Annotated in this window: 18 protein-coding genes; 11 read left to right on the top strand and 7 right to left on the bottom strand. The window is 43.2% G+C overall.

Going from position 1 to position 16,323, the window contains the following annotated elements:
- The first annotated feature begins 213 nt into the window (after positions 1-213).
- Positions 214-1,347 carry a DegT/DnrJ/EryC1/StrS family aminotransferase gene (locus IQ230_RS24525; RefSeq protein WP_193934830.1) on the top strand — a complete coding sequence of 378 codons (1,134 nt, stop codon included), beginning with the start codon at positions 214-216 and terminating at the stop codon, positions 1,345-1,347.
- Between the two features lie 196 nt (positions 1,348-1,543).
- Here IQ230_RS24525 and IQ230_RS24520 read toward each other — a convergent pair whose 3' ends face one another.
- A complete protein-coding gene (locus IQ230_RS24520; RefSeq protein ID WP_193934829.1) occupies positions 1,544-2,290 on the bottom strand; it encodes a DUF561 domain-containing protein in 747 nt (248 codons plus the stop codon).
- 206 nt (positions 2,291-2,496) lie between these two features.
- Here IQ230_RS24520 and IQ230_RS27110 point away from each other — a divergent pair, with 206 nt between their 5' ends.
- From IQ230_RS27110 to IQ230_RS24505, 5 genes are all read left to right on the top strand, one after another.
- On the top strand, positions 2,497-2,661 hold the full coding sequence (locus IQ230_RS27110) for a glycosyltransferase family 9 protein (protein ID WP_228055308.1): 165 nt from the start codon (positions 2,497-2,499) through the stop codon (positions 2,659-2,661).
- Positions 2,662-2,692: 31 nt separating this feature from the next.
- Positions 2,693-2,773, top strand: coding sequence for a hypothetical protein (locus tag IQ230_RS28040; RefSeq protein ID WP_228055311.1), 81 nt, complete (start codon positions 2,693-2,695; stop codon positions 2,771-2,773).
- 29 nt (positions 2,774-2,802) lie between these two features.
- Positions 2,803-3,006, top strand: a complete 204-nt coding sequence (locus IQ230_RS27100) for a hypothetical protein (RefSeq protein ID WP_228055307.1) — start codon at positions 2,803-2,805, stop codon at positions 3,004-3,006.
- A 177-nt stretch (positions 3,007-3,183) separates the two neighbouring features.
- Positions 3,184-4,203 (top strand): AI-2E family transporter, encoded by a 1,020-nt coding sequence (locus IQ230_RS24510; RefSeq protein WP_228055306.1) that lies wholly within the window; start codon positions 3,184-3,186, stop codon positions 4,201-4,203.
- A 470-nt stretch (positions 4,204-4,673) separates the two neighbouring features.
- Positions 4,674-5,708, top strand: a complete 1,035-nt coding sequence (locus IQ230_RS24505) for a hypothetical protein (protein ID WP_228055305.1) — start codon at positions 4,674-4,676, stop codon at positions 5,706-5,708.
- A gap of 493 nt (positions 5,709-6,201) precedes the next feature.
- Here the strand turns inward: IQ230_RS24505 and bicA are convergent, their stop codons facing one another.
- Positions 6,202-7,944, bottom strand: coding sequence for a bicarbonate transporter BicA (gene bicA / locus IQ230_RS24500; RefSeq protein ID WP_193934827.1), 1,743 nt, complete (start codon positions 7,942-7,944; stop codon positions 6,202-6,204).
- A 531-nt stretch (positions 7,945-8,475) separates the two neighbouring features.
- On the opposite strand from bicA, the gene IQ230_RS24495 reads away from it, so the two are divergent.
- Complete coding sequence (locus tag IQ230_RS24495; RefSeq protein WP_193934826.1) at positions 8,476-9,468, top strand: carbohydrate kinase family protein; 993 nt, start codon at positions 8,476-8,478, stop codon at positions 9,466-9,468.
- On the opposite strand, the gene IQ230_RS24490 is transcribed toward IQ230_RS24495, so the two are convergent.
- The 4 genes from IQ230_RS24490 to IQ230_RS28030 all read right to left on the bottom strand — a co-directional run bounded on the left by IQ230_RS24490 (position 9,440) and on the right by IQ230_RS28030 (position 11,573).
- Positions 9,440-10,564, bottom strand: coding sequence for an ABC transporter permease (locus tag IQ230_RS24490; protein ID WP_193934825.1), 1,125 nt, complete (start codon positions 10,562-10,564; stop codon positions 9,440-9,442). The two genes, IQ230_RS24495 and IQ230_RS24490, sit on opposite strands and share 29 nt — an antisense overlap.
- Before the next feature lie 450 nt (positions 10,565-11,014).
- Positions 11,015-11,224, bottom strand: coding sequence for a tyrosine-type recombinase/integrase (locus tag IQ230_RS28115; protein WP_439566510.1), 210 nt, complete (start codon positions 11,222-11,224; stop codon positions 11,015-11,017).
- Positions 11,209-11,430, bottom strand: a complete 222-nt coding sequence (locus IQ230_RS28110) for a hypothetical protein (RefSeq protein ID WP_228055304.1) — start codon at positions 11,428-11,430, stop codon at positions 11,209-11,211. The genes IQ230_RS28115 and IQ230_RS28110 overlap by 16 nt, the downstream gene beginning before the upstream one ends.
- Entirely contained in the window at positions 11,415-11,573 is a 159-nt protein-coding gene (locus IQ230_RS28030; RefSeq protein WP_228055310.1) for a site-specific integrase, read from the bottom strand. The genes IQ230_RS28110 and IQ230_RS28030 overlap by 16 nt, the downstream gene beginning before the upstream one ends.
- A gap of 380 nt (positions 11,574-11,953) precedes the next feature.
- On the opposite strand from IQ230_RS28030, the gene IQ230_RS24475 reads away from it, so the two are divergent.
- A complete protein-coding gene (locus IQ230_RS24475) occupies positions 11,954-12,706 on the top strand; it encodes an SAM-dependent methyltransferase (RefSeq protein ID WP_193934823.1) in 753 nt (250 codons plus the stop codon).
- A 159-nt stretch (positions 12,707-12,865) separates the two neighbouring features.
- Here the strand turns inward: IQ230_RS24475 and IQ230_RS24470 are convergent, their stop codons facing one another.
- Positions 12,866-13,771 carry a LysR substrate-binding domain-containing protein gene (locus tag IQ230_RS24470; protein WP_193934822.1) on the bottom strand — a complete coding sequence of 302 codons (906 nt, stop codon included), beginning with the start codon at positions 13,769-13,771 and terminating at the stop codon, positions 12,866-12,868.
- A gap of 118 nt (positions 13,772-13,889) precedes the next feature.
- On the opposite strand from IQ230_RS24470, the gene IQ230_RS24465 reads away from it, so the two are divergent.
- From IQ230_RS24465 to IQ230_RS24455, 3 genes are all read left to right on the top strand, one after another.
- Entirely contained in the window at positions 13,890-14,741 is an 852-nt protein-coding gene (locus IQ230_RS24465; RefSeq protein ID WP_193934821.1) for an oxidoreductase, read from the top strand.
- A 164-nt stretch (positions 14,742-14,905) separates the two neighbouring features.
- Complete coding sequence (locus tag IQ230_RS24460) at positions 14,906-15,106, top strand: tautomerase family protein (protein ID WP_193934820.1); 201 nt, start codon at positions 14,906-14,908, stop codon at positions 15,104-15,106.
- A gap of 64 nt (positions 15,107-15,170) precedes the next feature.
- Positions 15,171-16,028, top strand: a complete 858-nt coding sequence (locus IQ230_RS24455; protein ID WP_193934819.1) for an SDR family NAD(P)-dependent oxidoreductase — start codon at positions 15,171-15,173, stop codon at positions 16,026-16,028.
- The last annotated feature ends 295 nt before the right edge of the window (positions 16,029-16,323 follow it).

Here is a 16,323-nt window from a genome sequence, read left to right as displayed (position 1 = left end):
GGCGAGGAGTGAGGGGTGAGGGGTGAGGGGTGAATTAAAAGAAGTGTCTCAACTCAACACTCAACATTCATAACTCTCTTAGTCTCCCCGCCTACCCTACTACCCGCTATGAAACAACTTACTAAATTTCTCATTCTAAAAGCTTAAAAGAAGCCGAAACCGGATTTTCTTGTAGCACGACATTTGATTTGATATTTTCAAGATTAAATACTTATGGATCTAAGCGTGAATATCCCTCCTCTAGACTTAGTGCGGCAGTATACAACGATAGAAGCAGAAGTAAGTGATGCTGTCTTAAAAGTTTTGGCTTCTGGTGGTTATATCGGTGGTCCTTCAGTAAAGGGCTTTGAACAGCAATTTGCGGCTTATACAGATGTTGCAGAATGTGTGGCGTGTAATTCAGGTACTGATGCGTTGTTTTTGGCACTCAAAGCTTTAAACATTGGTTCAGGCGATGAAGTGATTACCTCACCGTTTACTTTTTTCGCAACAACTGAAGTGATTACAGCAGTTGGTGCAACGCCAGTTTTTGTGGATATTGACGCTGCGACGTTTAATCTTGATGTTGAAAAAGTAAAGGCTGCAATTACGAGTAGAACTAAAGGAATTATGCCTGTTCACTTGTTCGGACAGCCTGTAGATATGACTGCGGTAATGGAAATTGCGTGCTTGCGCAATTTAGCAGTGATTGAAGACTGCGCCCAATCTACAGGGGCGATGTGGGCGGGGCAAAAAGTAGGTAGTATCGGACACATTGGTTGTTTTAGTTTTTACCCAACAAAGAATTTAGGTGCGTGTGGTGATGGTGGGGCGATTACGACAAATGACTCTGCGATCGCAGCGAGAATCCGCATGTTACGCGAGCATGGTAGTCAAACACGCTACATCCATGAAGAAATTGGTGTCAATAGTCGATTAGACGCAATCCAAGCCACTATTTTACAAATTAAACTCCGCTATCTTGACCAGTGGAACGAACAACGTCGAGCGATCGCCCAGCGTTATCACGAATTCCTCACCCACATTCCCACAGTTACGATTCCGCAAGAACTTGAAGGCGGTGTTGGCGTATGGAACCAATACACAATTCGGATAGCGAAGAATGACAGCAGCTATCGCGATCGCGTCCGCCAGATGCTGCAAGAACGCGGTGTCAGTTCAATGGTGTATTACCCGCTTGCTTTACATTTACAACCTGTCTATGAAAATCTCGGTTATCAACCAGGAAGCTTGCCAATTTCAGAACAAGCTAGCCATGAAGTCATATCTCTGCCAATGTTTCCAGAAATGACAATCGAGCAGCAAGATCAGGTAATTTATACCTTGAAAGATTGTCTCTCAAACTAGAGGCCAGGGATCGGGAGTCAGGAAGTTTAAGAAAGTTATGAGTGTTGAGTTTAAGAGAGTGTTGAGTGTTGAGTCGTGAAGTGTTGAGTTAAGACACTTCTTTTAATTCAAACCTCAAAACTTAAAATTCATAACTCAAAATTCATAACTCATAACTCATAACTAGTCACTAGCCACTAATCACTTAGCTCTAACTTTATGCTAATGTTTCAGTCCGGCGAGTAGCTAAAGCATCAACTAAACTACGCACAGCAGCAATCATCGCGACTTCACTGTTAAGTTGATTGATTGCAGAACCGACACCAACACCCGCAGCCCCAGCAGCGATCGCCAGCGGTGCAGTTACGCTAGAAATTCCAGAAGCACACAGTACTGGAACTGATACGGCACGAGAAATTTCGTAAGCGGCTGCCAAAGTAGGTGCAGCTTTTTCAATCAGTCCTAGAGTTCCTGGATGCACTGGTTGAGTGCTAGTTCCACCTTCAGTTTGAATAATGTCAGCCCCAGCTTCGACGAGTTCTTCGGCTAGTTGTACTTGCTGATCGAGTTCCAGACTATGAGGAACAGTTACTGATAATGTGATATTCGGTAGAAGCGATCGCGTAGCTTGTGTTAACTCCAGTACTTCTGCTGCTTCAAAACGCCGTCCTTGGGCATAGAAACTATCAAAGTTACCAATTTCGATTAAATCAGCCCCAGCTTCTACTGCAACAACAAACTTTTCTGGTTCAACTGCAGATACACAAACTGGTAAATTTGTCAAGCCACGTGCTAGCTTTATTAGTTCAGCATCAGCAGCAATATCAACAAAAGTCGCACCACCGCGATCGGCAGCAATTACGGTAGCAGCAACTCGCTGAGAGTCAAAGTTATTTAAGCCACTGATAATTTTGAGGACGCATCTTTGTTCAAAGGCACGTTGCATTTCAGGATGCATTGTCATGATTTATCCGACACAGCTACAAAAAAGTTACGCTATATTGTGACATTCCTCAGCAGTTAGAAGCTAGGGGCAATAGTGAAAAATTACGGGTAGCCAAGATACCTTGATACCTTACCATCATATTATTTTTAGAGAGTAAAATTTGGGCGAGTCAGCTGACAGTAAAACAAGGAGCAAACGTAAGATTCACAAAACGATCTGCTCGCGTGTCAATTCATATGTACGATTTGGCGATCGGTCTTATTAATAACGATCGTTCTGAACCAACCTTACTAGATTTGGGAATTGCGATAAGCCTACGGCATGGCTTTGCTTACCGCAGCAGGAGGAATCAGTGGCTATGCCAAAGTCAAACCAAAAATTTCTTCTAGCTAAGCTGGTACAGCACTTGCTGTCGCGCTCATGCCACCAATTTGTGTTATTGGGTTAGGTTTGTCTCAAGCAGATTGGTCACTTAGCTTAGTGCAACCCTCTTGTACCTGACCAATTTACTAGGAATTACCATCTCCTGTATGCTAGTCTTTTTAACCACAGGTTGTATCTCACTACATCATGGGCGTAAAGCTCTCAGGCGGACAATAATTTTTACAAGTTTACTTCTGATTCCCTTAGGTGGGAGCTTTATACGATTGGTGCGGCAAGCCGAATTAGCAGCCCTTATACAGCAAGTGCTGGGGAACCGCACAGTTACCTTCTTTGCGAGTGGAATTAATTAGCAGTGATGTCAACTGGGTAACTCAACCTCCTACAGCCCGCTTGAATGTCCTACTCGCAGGAACTTTAATGCCAAACCAAGTTCGGCTTTTATGAAGATTTTGTCGCCAAAGAAACAGGTCAACGCTTCACCTTAATTTTTGTAGTTAGTCAAATTGAAGAAATCAGGGGAGGAAATGATGAACAATCTCCGACGGCGACTGAGTAATTCTTTTATAATTCGCTTTCTTCTATTATTTGCCTTTGGTTGGGCACTTTTACAGCTTCTAGTTTATTTTGAAACAGTGATTGTCATTTTCACGTTTGCAGCGATTTTAGCTGCTTTATTAAACTATCCTGTTCGCTGGTTACGACGTTTTTTACCCCGCACATTTGCCGTTATTTTAGTTTTCTTGGTAAGTCTCTTAATAGTTATTGCTTTAGTAATTACCCTCGGTTTTGCAATACTATCTCAAGGACAACAATTAATTAATAGAATTCTTGAAATTAGTAACTCTGTTGGCTTTTCGTTAGAACAATTAGAGGCTTTCCTACAAACTCGCAATCTCCAACTGAATCTAGATGCTATTGGAGAGCAAATCAGAAATTTTGCCTTATCAGGCATTAGTTATATTCTCAACCTTTTAGGAACTTCACTAACCAATTTTATCAATTTTGTTTTAATTGCAGTTGTCACTCTTTTTATGTTGCTAAACGGAAAAAATGTTTGGCATTTTGTGTTGAAAACTGTACCTGAAAAGTCACGCAAGCACTTTGCTGATACAGTTGAGGAAAAACTTTTAGGTTTTTTTAGAGGGCAATTAATTTTAATGTTATTTCTATCAACCTCTACTTTCTTAGTTTTTATATTGCTTCAAGTTCCTTCCCCTTTAGTTTTATCCTTAATAATTGGAGTTATTGATGCAGTTCCAGGAATCGGTGCGACTTTAGGAATTGGTACTGTTTTTTTTATTTTGTTAACTCAAGATGTTTTACTTGCTTTTAAAGTCTTAGCAGTCTCAATTATACTTCAGCAAATCCAAGACAACTTAATTTCGCCGCGAGTCATGCAAAACTCAGTCGATGTTAATCCTGTGGTTACATTTTTTGCTTTATTAGTCGGAGCAAGAATTGCTGGGCTGCTAGGTATTTTTCTAGCTGTTCCAGTTGCTGGTTTGATTGTCAGTTTGTTAGAAATAGATGAATTGAAAGGAGAATAGAGAGTCGCAGCTAACTTATGGCAGTTTGTAATAGGTCATTAATGATATTTTTTAATGACGCTCAAGTAGATCTAATGGCAGATTATAAACTCTTAAGTGTGAGAGTAAAAATATAGCTATGACAGTCAAGTATTAGCTTTACGCTACGCTTACCTAAATTAAATGCTTCATGCAGCTCAATTTATTTTTACCAACTATATTGAAATACTTCCATCTAAAGACAGGTAGCGGCTTCTCTCTGGGGAGAGTTGTGCGCGTATGTGCATTGCCCAAAAATTAAAAAGGCGGATAACAAATTATTACTTATATTTGAGCAACTACATAGTGAGTACCAGCGATGGTCAGCCGAAGACGCGGCTTATCCTGATTGAGGTTAGCGAGAAATCTTGGTTTTCTAGATTCAACTAACGAAATCGCTCCCGTCAACCTCCAGAAATTGCAACCTAAACAACTGACGCAGAAATCCTAAGATGCCAAAGTGGATTAGCCGCACAATTCATACATTAAGCGGGACAACGTTTAGGCTCATTCTCGTAATGGCTGGATTACTCATGCTGTGGGGAATACTGGCACCACTCAGTACAATTGTTTGGTGGCTTAACCAAACTGCCGAGAGTTTAGGTTTGGCAGAAGAAGAAAAGCCGGATGTGCTACGTAAAGCTTCTATCACTTCTTCCACCTCAGCCATCAATTGCTATATTGTTTTTCTGCCTGGTGTTGGGAACTTTTCACCCGATCAGATTACGCCTGGTGAAAAGTATTTTATCTATCAGCTTGCACAACGCCATTCTCAGTGTGTTGTTGTACGAGATGTGTTTCCTTACTCGGTATTTAACCAAGACCTCGGTAGTCAAGAATTATTAACTCCGTTGTGGGAAGCATCAAAAGAAAGCGATGGAATACTGCGTAATGTTTTAGTTCAAGTTCGTAATTTGTGGCGGTTTGCAATTTCTGCTGACGATCGCTATGGTCCAATTTATAACTTAAGCATTGCTCATACGATCGTAGACCGCATGAATGCGGCATATCCCATCGCTCAATCTGACAGACCGATTAACTTGATTTTGATTAGTACGAGTGGTGGAACTCAAGTTGCCTTGGGTGCGACGGCTCACCTAAATGAATGGCTCAATGCCCGCTTAACGGTGGTGTCGATCGGTGGCACATTTGAGGGCAGAGCCGGATTTAACGACGCAGAACACGTTTATCATCTGCAAGGCGATCGCGACTGGGTTGCCGATCTTAGTCGAGTGGTCTTTCCTGCCCGCTGGAGTTGGACGGTGGGTTCTCCAGTGAATCAAGCCCGACGGCAAGGGCGCTACACTGTTTGCATTATTGGTTCTTACGAACACAGTGGAGCCGAAGGATATTTTGGCAACGAGATTTCACCTAATGGCATGCCTTATGTCAAGCAAACTATTGAGCAAGTCGATCAACTACCGATCTGGTCAATTGACCAACCCCTAACTTCCCAATGCCCTGTTCAAAAAACGTCTGAACAGTAAAGAGCAAGTATTCATGCTCAAATGAAAAGTGGTGTTATCGACAAATTAAATAACTTACGACTTGTTTCCTTTTAACTTAAACTGCAACCCAGCCCGTCTGGCGCATGATGAAATAAAATCAGGTTAACAACGCTAAGGGCGTTAGCGAAGCTCGTGCATTAGGAGGCTTGCGCTTTAAAGTCTAATGGTTGCGAATCCAGTGGTTTGAGTTCAATTCATCTCGGCTAGATAACGCTACTAGCTAAGCATTTTTTACCCAAAATCGTATGACAGTCCTAAAAGTGTCATTCAGCCCACTACTAGTTTAGGTGACGCAGATGTAGACTTCAAATTGTGTGAGGAGTAATACGAACAAAAAAGCTCTTGGGGTCGAAACACGGCAAGACTCCCGAGAGCTTTTTTCACAACATAGCCTTAACAACGCAATTACTTGTTGATCGCAAGTTGTTGTCTATCAATTACTGAAAGAGATGATGAGCAACTAGGCGGCAAACTACTGGGGCAGCGGCATATCGGTTGCATCAGTTGAATATCCTTCAGAAGTACCATGACCAACTGCCAAGCGATCGCCTTGTACCATACCTTTTCCTGAACGATAAACAAGCTCAACTGCTTGTCGTAAGGCTTCCACGCGATCTGTCGTGACATTTTGGGGAGGTATGAGATTAAATATACCCAAGCGTTCTAGTCGGAGCTTAATCTTGTCAGTCGCACCAACAATAAAGACTTGGCGCCCTTGATCAACCGCATCTTTAATGGCATTTTCGATTGCCAATGAAGCTGTTACACCTAATATTGGTACATCACTTAAATCTAGAATGAGAACATCGTGGTCTTGCATTGCAGTATGTTCGCGGGCGATCGCTTTCGACAATCCAAAAATCATCGGTCCACTTAGGTAAAATAGCAGTACGCGATTATTAGCTTGCTCAAGTAACTGCTTTTCCTCTTGATTGAGCACAACGTCATCATCCGTATCACTAATAACTTTGACATCTTTCTCGCGGTATTGTGAAAGACGTTCAATTGTCAGGATATTTGCAATAAATACCCCAACTCCCACTGCTACGATTAAGTCAACAAATACAGTGAGGAACAGCACCCCATACATGATCAGCGTTCCTTTCAAAGAAACCTGATGCGCGCGCTTGAGGAAACTCCAGTCTAGAATATCAATTCCCACCTTCAGCGCAATTCCTGCAAGTACTGCCATCGGAATTGGCTGTGTTAAACTTGCCGCGCCTAATAAGACAACGAGTAAAATGATGGCGCGAGTTAGTCCTGATAGTGCTGTTCTCGCACCAGTTTGAATATTAACCACCGTACCCATCGTTGCGCCTGCGCCAGGTAATCCCCCAAATATTCCCGAAACGATATTGCCAATACCTTGACCAATAAGTTCTTTATCAGAGTTGTGTTGCGTCCGCGTAATGCTGTCTGCAATGACGGCGGTAAGTAGGGTATCAATACAACCGAGCATTCCCAACACAATACCATCGATCGCCATCGTGGTAATTTGTCCGGCACTGAAGACAGGCATTTGCAACTGTGGCAATCCAGTTGGAATCTCACCTATTCTGCGAATCTCGACTCCTTGAAAGAAGAACAAAGAAACCAGCGTACCTACAATTAATGCAACTAGTTGCGGCGGGACAATGCGCTTGAATTTGGATGGCATGAAAAATAGAATTGCCAAACTCAGCGCGCCTAGAATCGCTTCAGTAGGATTAATATTTGCCAACAACTGCGGTATGCTTTGTAACGTACCTAGAACACCGCCTTTAGGAGCCGGTTGTCCCAAAAAGGGAGCAATCTGTAAGATAATTAAAATGACTCCAATCCCAGACATAAAGCCAGAAATCACGCTATAGGGCATTAACGTGATGTATTTCCCTAGCTTGAATATGCCAAAGAGGATTTGAAACAATCCCGCCAGCATGACGACAGTAAACGCCATTGCCAAGCCATTTTCTGGATCTCTCGCGACCAGAGTTGCGATAATCCCAGTCATGACTACGGTCATTGGTCCGGTTGGCTCAGAAATCAGCGTGGGTGTACCGCCAAATAGTGCCGCAAAAAAGCCAACTAAAACAGCACCGTAAAGACCTGATACCGCACCTGCGCCTGAGGCAACGCCGAATGCCAATGCCAGAGGCAATGACACAATTGCAGCAGTGACTCCACCGAATAAATCACCGCGTAGGTTGCGAAAATGGATACGATTGGTTAATTGCATTCTTAGGCTATGTATTGATGGGTCAAACTGTAGATAAATAAGCAGAATCAAGCAAGAAATACACCAAGCTTCTTGCGCTATTTACGCATGATTAAATGTATAAATAGTTAACTCGGATAAGCTAATGAATCACAAGCAAAAATTGCTTTGGTAAAAGTAGTGAGTATGCTCCTTAAGGAATAAAAGAATATGCTCAAGCGTACATTAAAGAATAGATTACAGCTTTTACTGCAGATTTAGTTCAGTCTAAGCCACAGAATATTAAAGAAATATTAAATGTTATTAATAGAGAAATCTCTATCGATTTTGGTTGTAGTGATAAAAAAGTCTAGGTATGGCTGTAAATCAATGCAAACCATTGAATAGAATCGATGAATAATTAATTTATGGAAATTTAGCATACTATAGGCTTTCTGAACTATGAAACTTGCAACTAGGTAATGATGCAATGTGAATTCCAAGTGCGATCGCGCTTGAACAGCCAGATTTCTCCTATGCTGGTATAGTCAGAGTTGATAGCTGTAAGAACCGATGACAAATCCGCGTGTATTGTGCCTGGGGGAAATTTTATTCGATTGCCTTGCCGATCAAATTGGGCGATCGCTCCAACAAGTCGAATCGTGGACACCATACCCTGGAGGCGCACCGGCGAATGTCGCGTGTAGTTTAGTCAAGTTGGGGACATCCTCTGGATTTGTCGGTTGTGTAGGCGAAGACGAACCAGGAAATGCACTTGTGCAGCTATTGCAAGATGTAGGTGTGGATACGACAGGAATACAACGTCACTCTAGCGCACCGACGCGACAAGTTTATGTAGTACGTTCAGAATCAGGCGATCGCACGTTTGCAGGCTTTGGCGAGTTCAAAACAGAGGAATTTGCAGATACGTACCTGCAAGCCAATAAGTTACCTGTTCAGCTATTTGAAAACGCAGATTTCCTTGTGCTAGGAACTTTGGAGTTAGCTTATCCTGAAAGTCGTGCTAGTATGTTTCGTGCTTTAGACTTGGCAGAAGAGTACAATGTCAAAGTTATCTTAGATGTGAATTGGCGTCCGGTATTTTGGCATAGTGAAGAGACTGCACTACAAATTATTCCCAAACTCTACGATCGCATTGATTTTCTTAAGCTGTCTGAAGAAGAGGCCGAATTGTTGTTTAATACTCTCGATCCAGGAGCAATTAACTATCGGCTGGAATCAATTGAAGGCGTATTAATCACCGCAGGTGAAAATGGCTGTGCTTATTGTTTAGGAGAAAATGAAGGTAAAGTACCAAGTTTCCCTGTCAAAGTTGTCGATACGACAGGTGCTGGAGATAGTTTCCTTGCAGCATTTGTTCACCAGCTAACTCAACAAGGTATCAGTAGCTTGCAAGATCCAGATGTTGCCAAATATGTTGTGAAGTATGCCAATGCAGCAGGGGCGCTGACAACAACAAAACCAGGTGCGATCGCCTCGCAACCTACTGCCACCGAAGTAGAAGCATTTCTTGCAACTAACTCAACTGACTCCGAAAGCGGTTGATACTAACCGTTAGTAAAACTACGACAAAAGTGAAGAGCGCAAGTACGTGGGGGAATAGAATATCAATGCCTACTCCTTTAAGCAGAATTCCGCGTGAGATGGCGACAAAATGGCGTAGGGGATTAAGTAGTGAAAGGTATTGGAAAAAAACAGGCATACTTTCAATGGGTGCGATCGCCCCAGAAAGTTGAATTAGTGGTAAATTGATAAAGAATGAAGTTAAGACTACCTGTTGCTGGTTTTTTGCCAAAGTTGCTAACATCAAACCAACACCAATCCCTACAAATAGATAAAGTCCCCCAAGCGCTAGAAATAACAATAAGCTCCCTTGTAGCGGTACTCTAAAAACGATACGAGCTACACTGAGTGCTAATAGTATATCTCCCATCAAAAGTACAAACAATGGGGCAATTTTGGCTAACAGAATTTCCCAAGCATCTGCGGGAGTCATCAACAATTGTTCTAACGTTCCAGAGTCTTTTTCGCGTACCAATGTAGTAGAAGAAACAAGAGTACTCGTGAGTGTAATTACAGTTCCCAACACTCCAGGAACTAAAAACCAACTACTCAATAACCCAGGATTATAAAAGAAAACACTTTGTGCTTGTACCAGAGGTGGTGTAGGATTTTCATCTAAACTACGGCTGTATTGGTTAATTATCTGTGCAGCATAACCGCTAGCAATTCCTGCTGTGTTTGCATCAACTCCATCAATAAAAATTTGCACTTCAGCCGTTTTATTTTGGGCTAAGTTTCGATTAAATTCTGGAGGAATCACTAACCCAGCAGTAATTTGTCCAAGACGTACTTGCTGAGCAATCTCCTCTTGACTGAGACTATAATTGTGAGGAATAAAAATTTGGTTTTCTGTTAAGGCAGCAACTAACTCGCGGCTTTCATAAGTATTAGCATAGTCTACAATTCCTAGTTTTAGGTTTTGCACATCCGCATTCAGTGCAAAGCCAAAGATCAAAAGTTGTATTGTTGGTGGAAAAAGTAGTAAAAAAAGTAGTTGCTTATTTCTTAATATCTGATTAACTTCTTTAATGCATAATGCCCAAAAGCGACTTTCTAAAAAACGAGTATAAAAAATCATTTCTTATCTACCTTTAATTTATTTACTTAACTCATTTTTATTTCACCTTCATAACAATACTAAAACATTTACTAAAATGTTTGTGTACTTCTTTTCGTGGCTTTTTTATGGTTTACTTTAGAAAAATATGATAATATTTATCAAGTTATTTCTTTAAATAAAATCATTTTTTTGCCATTTCTTATTTTTCAAAAAATACCTTTTATGTTTGCTCAACAAGAGGTATTAAATCGTCCGTGAATGTCTACCAAACAATAATTAAATCAATCGTCTCGTTTTGAGGTTAGAGCATTTCCAATGGGGGGCGATCGCTCTGACTATGTATCCCAGCCCTGACCCAGGAGCGCAAAATGAGTTGGAGCGTAAGTTGATTTGTAAAAGGTTGAACTAACTATTTTACGTGCATAATAGTGCGTTTAAAGAAGATGTTAACTGCTGATTTTGAATGTCTTAGCGATCGAGCGGACTTTGCACTCCACGACCACCTCGATTTAAAACATGTGTGTAAATCATTGTTGTCTTCACATCTTTGTGCCCTAAAAGTTCCTGCACAGTGCGAATGTCGTACCCATTTTGAAGGAGGTGCGTAGCGAAGCTATAGCGAAAGGTGTGGCACGTCACTTGTTTTTCGACCCTAGCCAGTTTTACAGCATCCCGCACTGCCCGTTGTACTCTTTTAACTCGTAACTGCAAACCTTCACTTCACTCAACCGTAGCCCACTTCCATACAGGAGTTGAACCACAAGCTTATATGCGCCGTATAATTGAGAAATGATACGTTGTACCTCATCCGGAGTTAATACCGTAGGCAAGTAGCGCGATCGCTTTGCCCGCACCGCACCAATACCCACTAACTCTTGTTGCAAGACAACTCGGTAAAGAAAACAATGGCATTAAGTGCTTGGTTCTGAGTGGTTGCCGCGACTTGTTCGTTTACCGCCAAATGCGTTAAGAATTGCGTTACCTCTGCTGTACCCATCTCGTTAGGATGGCGCTTGTTGTGAAACAGAATAAAGCGGCGAATCCAGTAAACATAGGTTTTCTCAGTGCTATAGGAGTAATGCTTGACTCAAATTGCATCGCGTACTTGGTCGAGCAGCTTTCGGCAACGAGGCTCCATAAGATAGTTCTATGCTTTTGTATAAAATATATGTAAATAATACAAATGTCTTACTGACATGAATTGAGCAAATACACGGAACTTTGCTGTAGATCCAACCTAATTGAGGGAAATACACGGCAGTCTTGCTGTAGATCCATCTTACATGGATAGATCTATAGCAAGCGATTCATTCATCCCTCCCAAACTGGAAGATCTATAGATAAACTCTGTACAATAAATTGTTAGACGGCAAGAGCCTCTTGGTATTAGAGCTACCAAAAATCCATATGAGTACAGACACTCAAACTGAGTACGTTGCCGCTTTGACTAATTTACACCGTGGACTTGACCGCAAAGGGCCAGGTGACTCTGACTTCTCGCGCAATATTCTGAGCAATCTTTCTACTTTGCCCCTCAAGCCGCGAATTGCCGATCTAGGATGTGGAAGCGGTGCTAGTGCATTGCTGCTTGCACAACACTATCAAAGCACCGTCATGGCAGTAGATTCCTCGTCTGTTTTTATCGACGAACTCAAAGCTCGCGCAAAACAGGTTGGTCTTGAGCATCTAATCATTCCGATTCATGGTGACATGGCTAAACTCGATTGGTCAGTGGGTTCGGTTGACCTGCTTTGGTCTGAGGGAGCTGCTTATAATCTTGGGTTTGAGCAAGCCCTTAAAATCTGGCGACCGCTTCTTGCCAACAGCGGCATTGCCGTCATATCGGAGATGAGTTGGTTTACTGATAATGCGCCAGAGCCTGCGATCGCGTGTTGGCAAAACGCCTATCCAATGATGGGTACCGAGGCTGAGAATATCGATCGGGCTAATAGGTCTGGCTTTAGCGTACTTTCTACGCATCGGCTGCCGAGTCAGGCTTGGTGGGTCAATTATTATGAACCACTCCGTGAGCGGATGCAGCAGATCGAAATTACCCCAAGTACTCAATCAGTTATTCATGAAACTGAAGAAGAGATGCGACTGTTTGAAAAATTCAGCGACTCCTATGGTTATACGTTCTATGTTCTGCAAGCAGCTTAGAAAAAAGCCATCTATCAATTCAAATGCAGCGGACGGTCGAAATCCGTCGGTGCTGAGTTTAAGTTCCACTGCTGCCGCTGCGTTTTGCCGTTAGGCTGCTTCAGGTTACTAGAAAGTACTTGGAGGCGCTATTAGGTGAGGTGATTGATCCCTAACTGCTCACGTATCGTCACGATTTGACTCTCGTTGTGTCGTCTTCCGTGCCAAGCTGAGAAATGCTCTGATTACTGGTGAGGAATCATGCTGCCGCCAAGTAAGATAAAGTCCGGTTTTAGGTATCTGCTCTTGTAAGGGTCTGTAAATGACTCCGCTTCTGTGGAAATTTTGCAAGCAGGCGGGAACGAAAGCGATGCCCAGTCCTGCTGCAACCAAGCCGATGATAGTTTGCATCTGAACTGCCTCTTGAGCGACTTTCGGACGAAATCCAGCTTGTTGACAAATGTTAATAATCTGCTCGTAAAAGATGGGTCCCATTTTGGCAGGAAATAAAATAAATAATTCATCTGCCAAACTGGAGAGAGACACTTGAGTCTGGGTAGAGAGCGGATGAGTTTCTGGCAATGCCAAGACTAATGTTTCTTGCAAAATGCATTCCACGCTCAAACCTGGCTCGATGATGGCAGAACGAACAATGCCAACATCAACCTGTTTGTGATATAGGGCTTGAATTTGCTCTTGCGTCGTCAGTTCGTGCAATCGCAGTTCTACAGCAGGAAACTGTGCTCGAAAGACACTTAAAACATCTGGTAGTACGGTATACGTTGCAGAGCCGACAAAGCCGATCGCCAACCGTCCAACCTCACCCCGCCCGATCTGTTGTGTCACTGCGATCGCCTGTTCGAGTTGCGCTAACACTCCATAGGAGCGCTCTAAAAACACTTTGCCTGCTTCAGTCAGATGCACTTGCCGCTTCGTTCGTTCAAACAGCTTGACTCCTAGTTCATCTTCCAAACCACGAATCTGCTGACTGAGCGGGGGTTGGGAAATGCGCAACCGCTGGGCTGCTCGACTAAAGTGTAGTTCCTCAGCTACCGCGATGAAGTAGTGCAGGTGTCGTAATTCCATCACACTTATATGTCTAACCTATTAATCTTAGTCAAATATATATTGGGCAGTCGCATGGCTGTCTCCTATCGTAAGAAATATGAGGCGCGTCTCATCGTTTTTGGATTGGAGAAAACAAATGAACTCAGACAAAAATCGTGTCACTCCTAAAGTTTGGTTAATTACAGGATGTTCAACAGGGTTCGGACGTGCCCTAGCAGAAGCTGTGTTAAAGCAGGGCGACTACCTGCTGGCTACTGCTCGCAAACCAGAGCAACTTCGCGCTTTAACTAAGCACTATCCAGAGACCGCAAAGGCTGTACGTCTGGATGTAACAGTGTCCCAAGACATACAAGCAGCCGTTGATACAGCGATCGCCACGTTTGGTCGAATTGATGTGCTGGTCAACAATGCTGGCTATGGACTAATTGGCGCACTTGAAGAAGTCAATGATACCGATATTCGCCGACAGTTTGAAACCAACTTCTTTGGGGCACTTCGTCTGATCCGAACTGTCTTGCCTTTAATGCGTCAGCAAGGCAGCGGTCACATCGTGAATATGTCATCTACAGCAGGATTAGTGGGGTTTGGCGGGAGCAGTATCTACTGTGGCGCTAAATTCGCCCTGGAAGGCACGTCTGAAGCCCTGGCTAAAGAGGTGAAATCCTTTGGAATTAAAGTCACGTTAATTGAACCTGGGGCATTTCGCACAGACTTCAACGGACGCTCTCTGGCGGCAGCCGAACAATCCATTGATGCCTATGTTCCGGTGAGTGGTGCTTCATTGCAGTGGTTCAAAGAGATGGATGGTAAGCAACTTGGCAATCCACGATCAGCGGCGCAAGCCATCATTCAAGCTGTGGAAAGTCCTCATCCACCGATGCGGCTGGCATTAGGCACGGATGCCATGAGCCTGATTCAGGAAAAACTGGAATGGGTCAAAACCGATTTGGATGCTTGGCAGCAGGTGACTGTCAGTACGGATTATTAAAGATAGGAACAGTGAGGTAATAGTTGGGTTGCCAATTTGAGAAGTAAGTTGCAAATAATGTTGACTGTAAGCATAATACACATCTCAAAAAACTTTTCCGCATGGCTTATCTGCATATCCTCCAAAGAGTAAGATTCAAGAAATCATTAAGAGAGATATACATCATGCCATACGTCAATGTTCAAATTACGACAGGAGCTACGAGAGAACAAAAGTCTGAGTTGGTAAAGGAATTTACAGAATCACTTGTCCGCATCCTCGGTAAAAAGCCAGAACACACCCACATTGTTATTCAAGAGATAGCTGATGAAAACTGGGGTTTCTCGGGAATGCTCACAGATGAATGGAAAAAGAAAGCTCGCTAACGATTAGTCATTAAACGGTGCATACACTCACTAAAATTCAGAATTTAAGTCAGGAGAAAGTTAAGTGATTCGACTCGACGATCGTGTAGCGATTATTACTGGAAGCGGTCGAGGTTTGGGGGCAGCCTATGCTCACCTGCTTGCGGAAAGAGGAGCGCGTGTCGTTGTGCATGATGCAGGTGTCAACAAAGATGGAACCGGATTTGATCCGAACGTGGCGGCTGATGCTGCAAGCAGGATTCGAGAAGCAGGTGGAGTTGCATTCCCGAGCAACGTCATCCTTGATAGTAGAGATAACTGCCAAAGTCTAGTGGAAACTACGCTCTCGAAGTTTGGTCGCCTCGACATCTTGATCCACAATGCGGGATGGGTTGCTTATCAGTTAGTGCAAGAACTAACACCTGATTTTCTAGAACGCGCCATCAACATCAACATAGAAGCACCAACGTGGTTGTCTCAAGCTGCCTTGCCGATTATGAAACAGCAAAACTACGGACGGATTGTGCTTACGACTTCGGATAGAGCTATTTATCAGCAATATGCACTCAGTGGTCTCGCCTCTTATGCTATAGGAAAAATGGCACAGATCGGTTTGATGAATGTACTCGCGGTTGAAGGCAAAGAGCATGGCATTCTCGTTAATGCGATTTCGCCAGTAGCCAAAACGCGGATGTGGAACGTACAAGATCAGCCAGAGGATTTGCGACCCGATCAAGTAGCTCCCGGAGTGTTATATCTCGCTTCTCCAGAATGCCGAGGGTCTGGATTTATCTTAAGGGCAAGCAATGGTCAATTCACAGCCGTGCGCTGGATCGAGCGAGACAACGTGGACTATCCGTTAAACCTTGCCGCTGTTGAAAGTTCTACTGCGGAGGATTTAGCTACTCGCTGGCAGGAGATTGCTGTGGATATTGCGTTTTAAGGACTGGGCTTGTGCTTCGAGATGGTCTGTAGGGAAATTGAGGTTATTGGTGGGGGCATAGTTGAAAGGATATGGGTAGGGGCGATCGCCTCTCTCCCTAATACCTTCTGTGAATGAGAGCAATTACTCGATCTAGCATCATTCATGGTCGGGTATACCCGCAGTCTAAGAGGAGGTCTGAAAAGTAAAAAAGCTCTCGTTACAATAACCTGTCAATAGCAAAAAATGACAGAGAACGAGAGTCATGGGTCAATCATATCGTACCGATCTCACAGATGAACAATGGGAATTACTG

Origin of the sequence: Gloeocapsopsis crepidinum LEGE 06123, from assembly GCF_015207655.1 — a bacterium.
GTDB lineage: Bacteria > Cyanobacteriota > Cyanobacteriia > Cyanobacteriales > Chroococcidiopsidaceae > Gloeocapsopsis > Gloeocapsopsis crepidinum.
The sequence above is the reverse complement of the archived record's forward strand: the minus strand, read 5'-3'. Positions and strand labels throughout refer to the sequence as shown.

What these genes read in the sequence shown, in the direction of transcription:
- IQ230_RS24525 (WP_193934830.1), top strand. Translation starts at nt 214, where the DNA reads ATGGATCTAAGCGTGAATATCCCTCCTCTAGACTTAGTGCGGCAGTAT.
- IQ230_RS24520 (WP_193934829.1), bottom strand. Translation starts at nt 2,290, where the DNA reads ATGACAATGCATCCTGAAATGCAACGTGCCTTTGAACAAAGATGCGTC.
- IQ230_RS28040 (WP_228055311.1), top strand. Translation starts at nt 2,693, where the DNA reads ATGCCACCAATTTGTGTTATTGGGTTAGGTTTGTCTCAAGCAGATTGG.
- IQ230_RS27100 (WP_228055307.1), top strand. Translation starts at nt 2,803, where the DNA reads ATGCTAGTCTTTTTAACCACAGGTTGTATCTCACTACATCATGGGCGT.
- IQ230_RS24510 (WP_228055306.1), top strand. Translation starts at nt 3,184, where the DNA reads ATGAACAATCTCCGACGGCGACTGAGTAATTCTTTTATAATTCGCTTT.
- IQ230_RS24505 (WP_228055305.1), top strand. Translation starts at nt 4,674, where the DNA reads ATGCCAAAGTGGATTAGCCGCACAATTCATACATTAAGCGGGACAACG.
- bicA (WP_193934827.1), bottom strand. Translation starts at nt 7,944, where the DNA reads ATGCAATTAACCAATCGTATCCATTTTCGCAACCTACGCGGTGATTTA.
- IQ230_RS24495 (WP_193934826.1), top strand. Translation starts at nt 8,476, where the DNA reads ATGACAAATCCGCGTGTATTGTGCCTGGGGGAAATTTTATTCGATTGC.
- IQ230_RS24490 (WP_193934825.1), bottom strand. Translation starts at nt 10,564, where the DNA reads ATGATTTTTTATACTCGTTTTTTAGAAAGTCGCTTTTGGGCATTATGC.
- IQ230_RS24475 (WP_193934823.1), top strand. Translation starts at nt 11,954, where the DNA reads ATGAGTACAGACACTCAAACTGAGTACGTTGCCGCTTTGACTAATTTA.
- IQ230_RS24470 (WP_193934822.1), bottom strand. Translation starts at nt 13,771, where the DNA reads ATGGAATTACGACACCTGCACTACTTCATCGCGGTAGCTGAGGAACTA.
- IQ230_RS24465 (WP_193934821.1), top strand. Translation starts at nt 13,890, where the DNA reads ATGAACTCAGACAAAAATCGTGTCACTCCTAAAGTTTGGTTAATTACA.
- IQ230_RS24460 (WP_193934820.1), top strand. Translation starts at nt 14,906, where the DNA reads ATGCCATACGTCAATGTTCAAATTACGACAGGAGCTACGAGAGAACAA.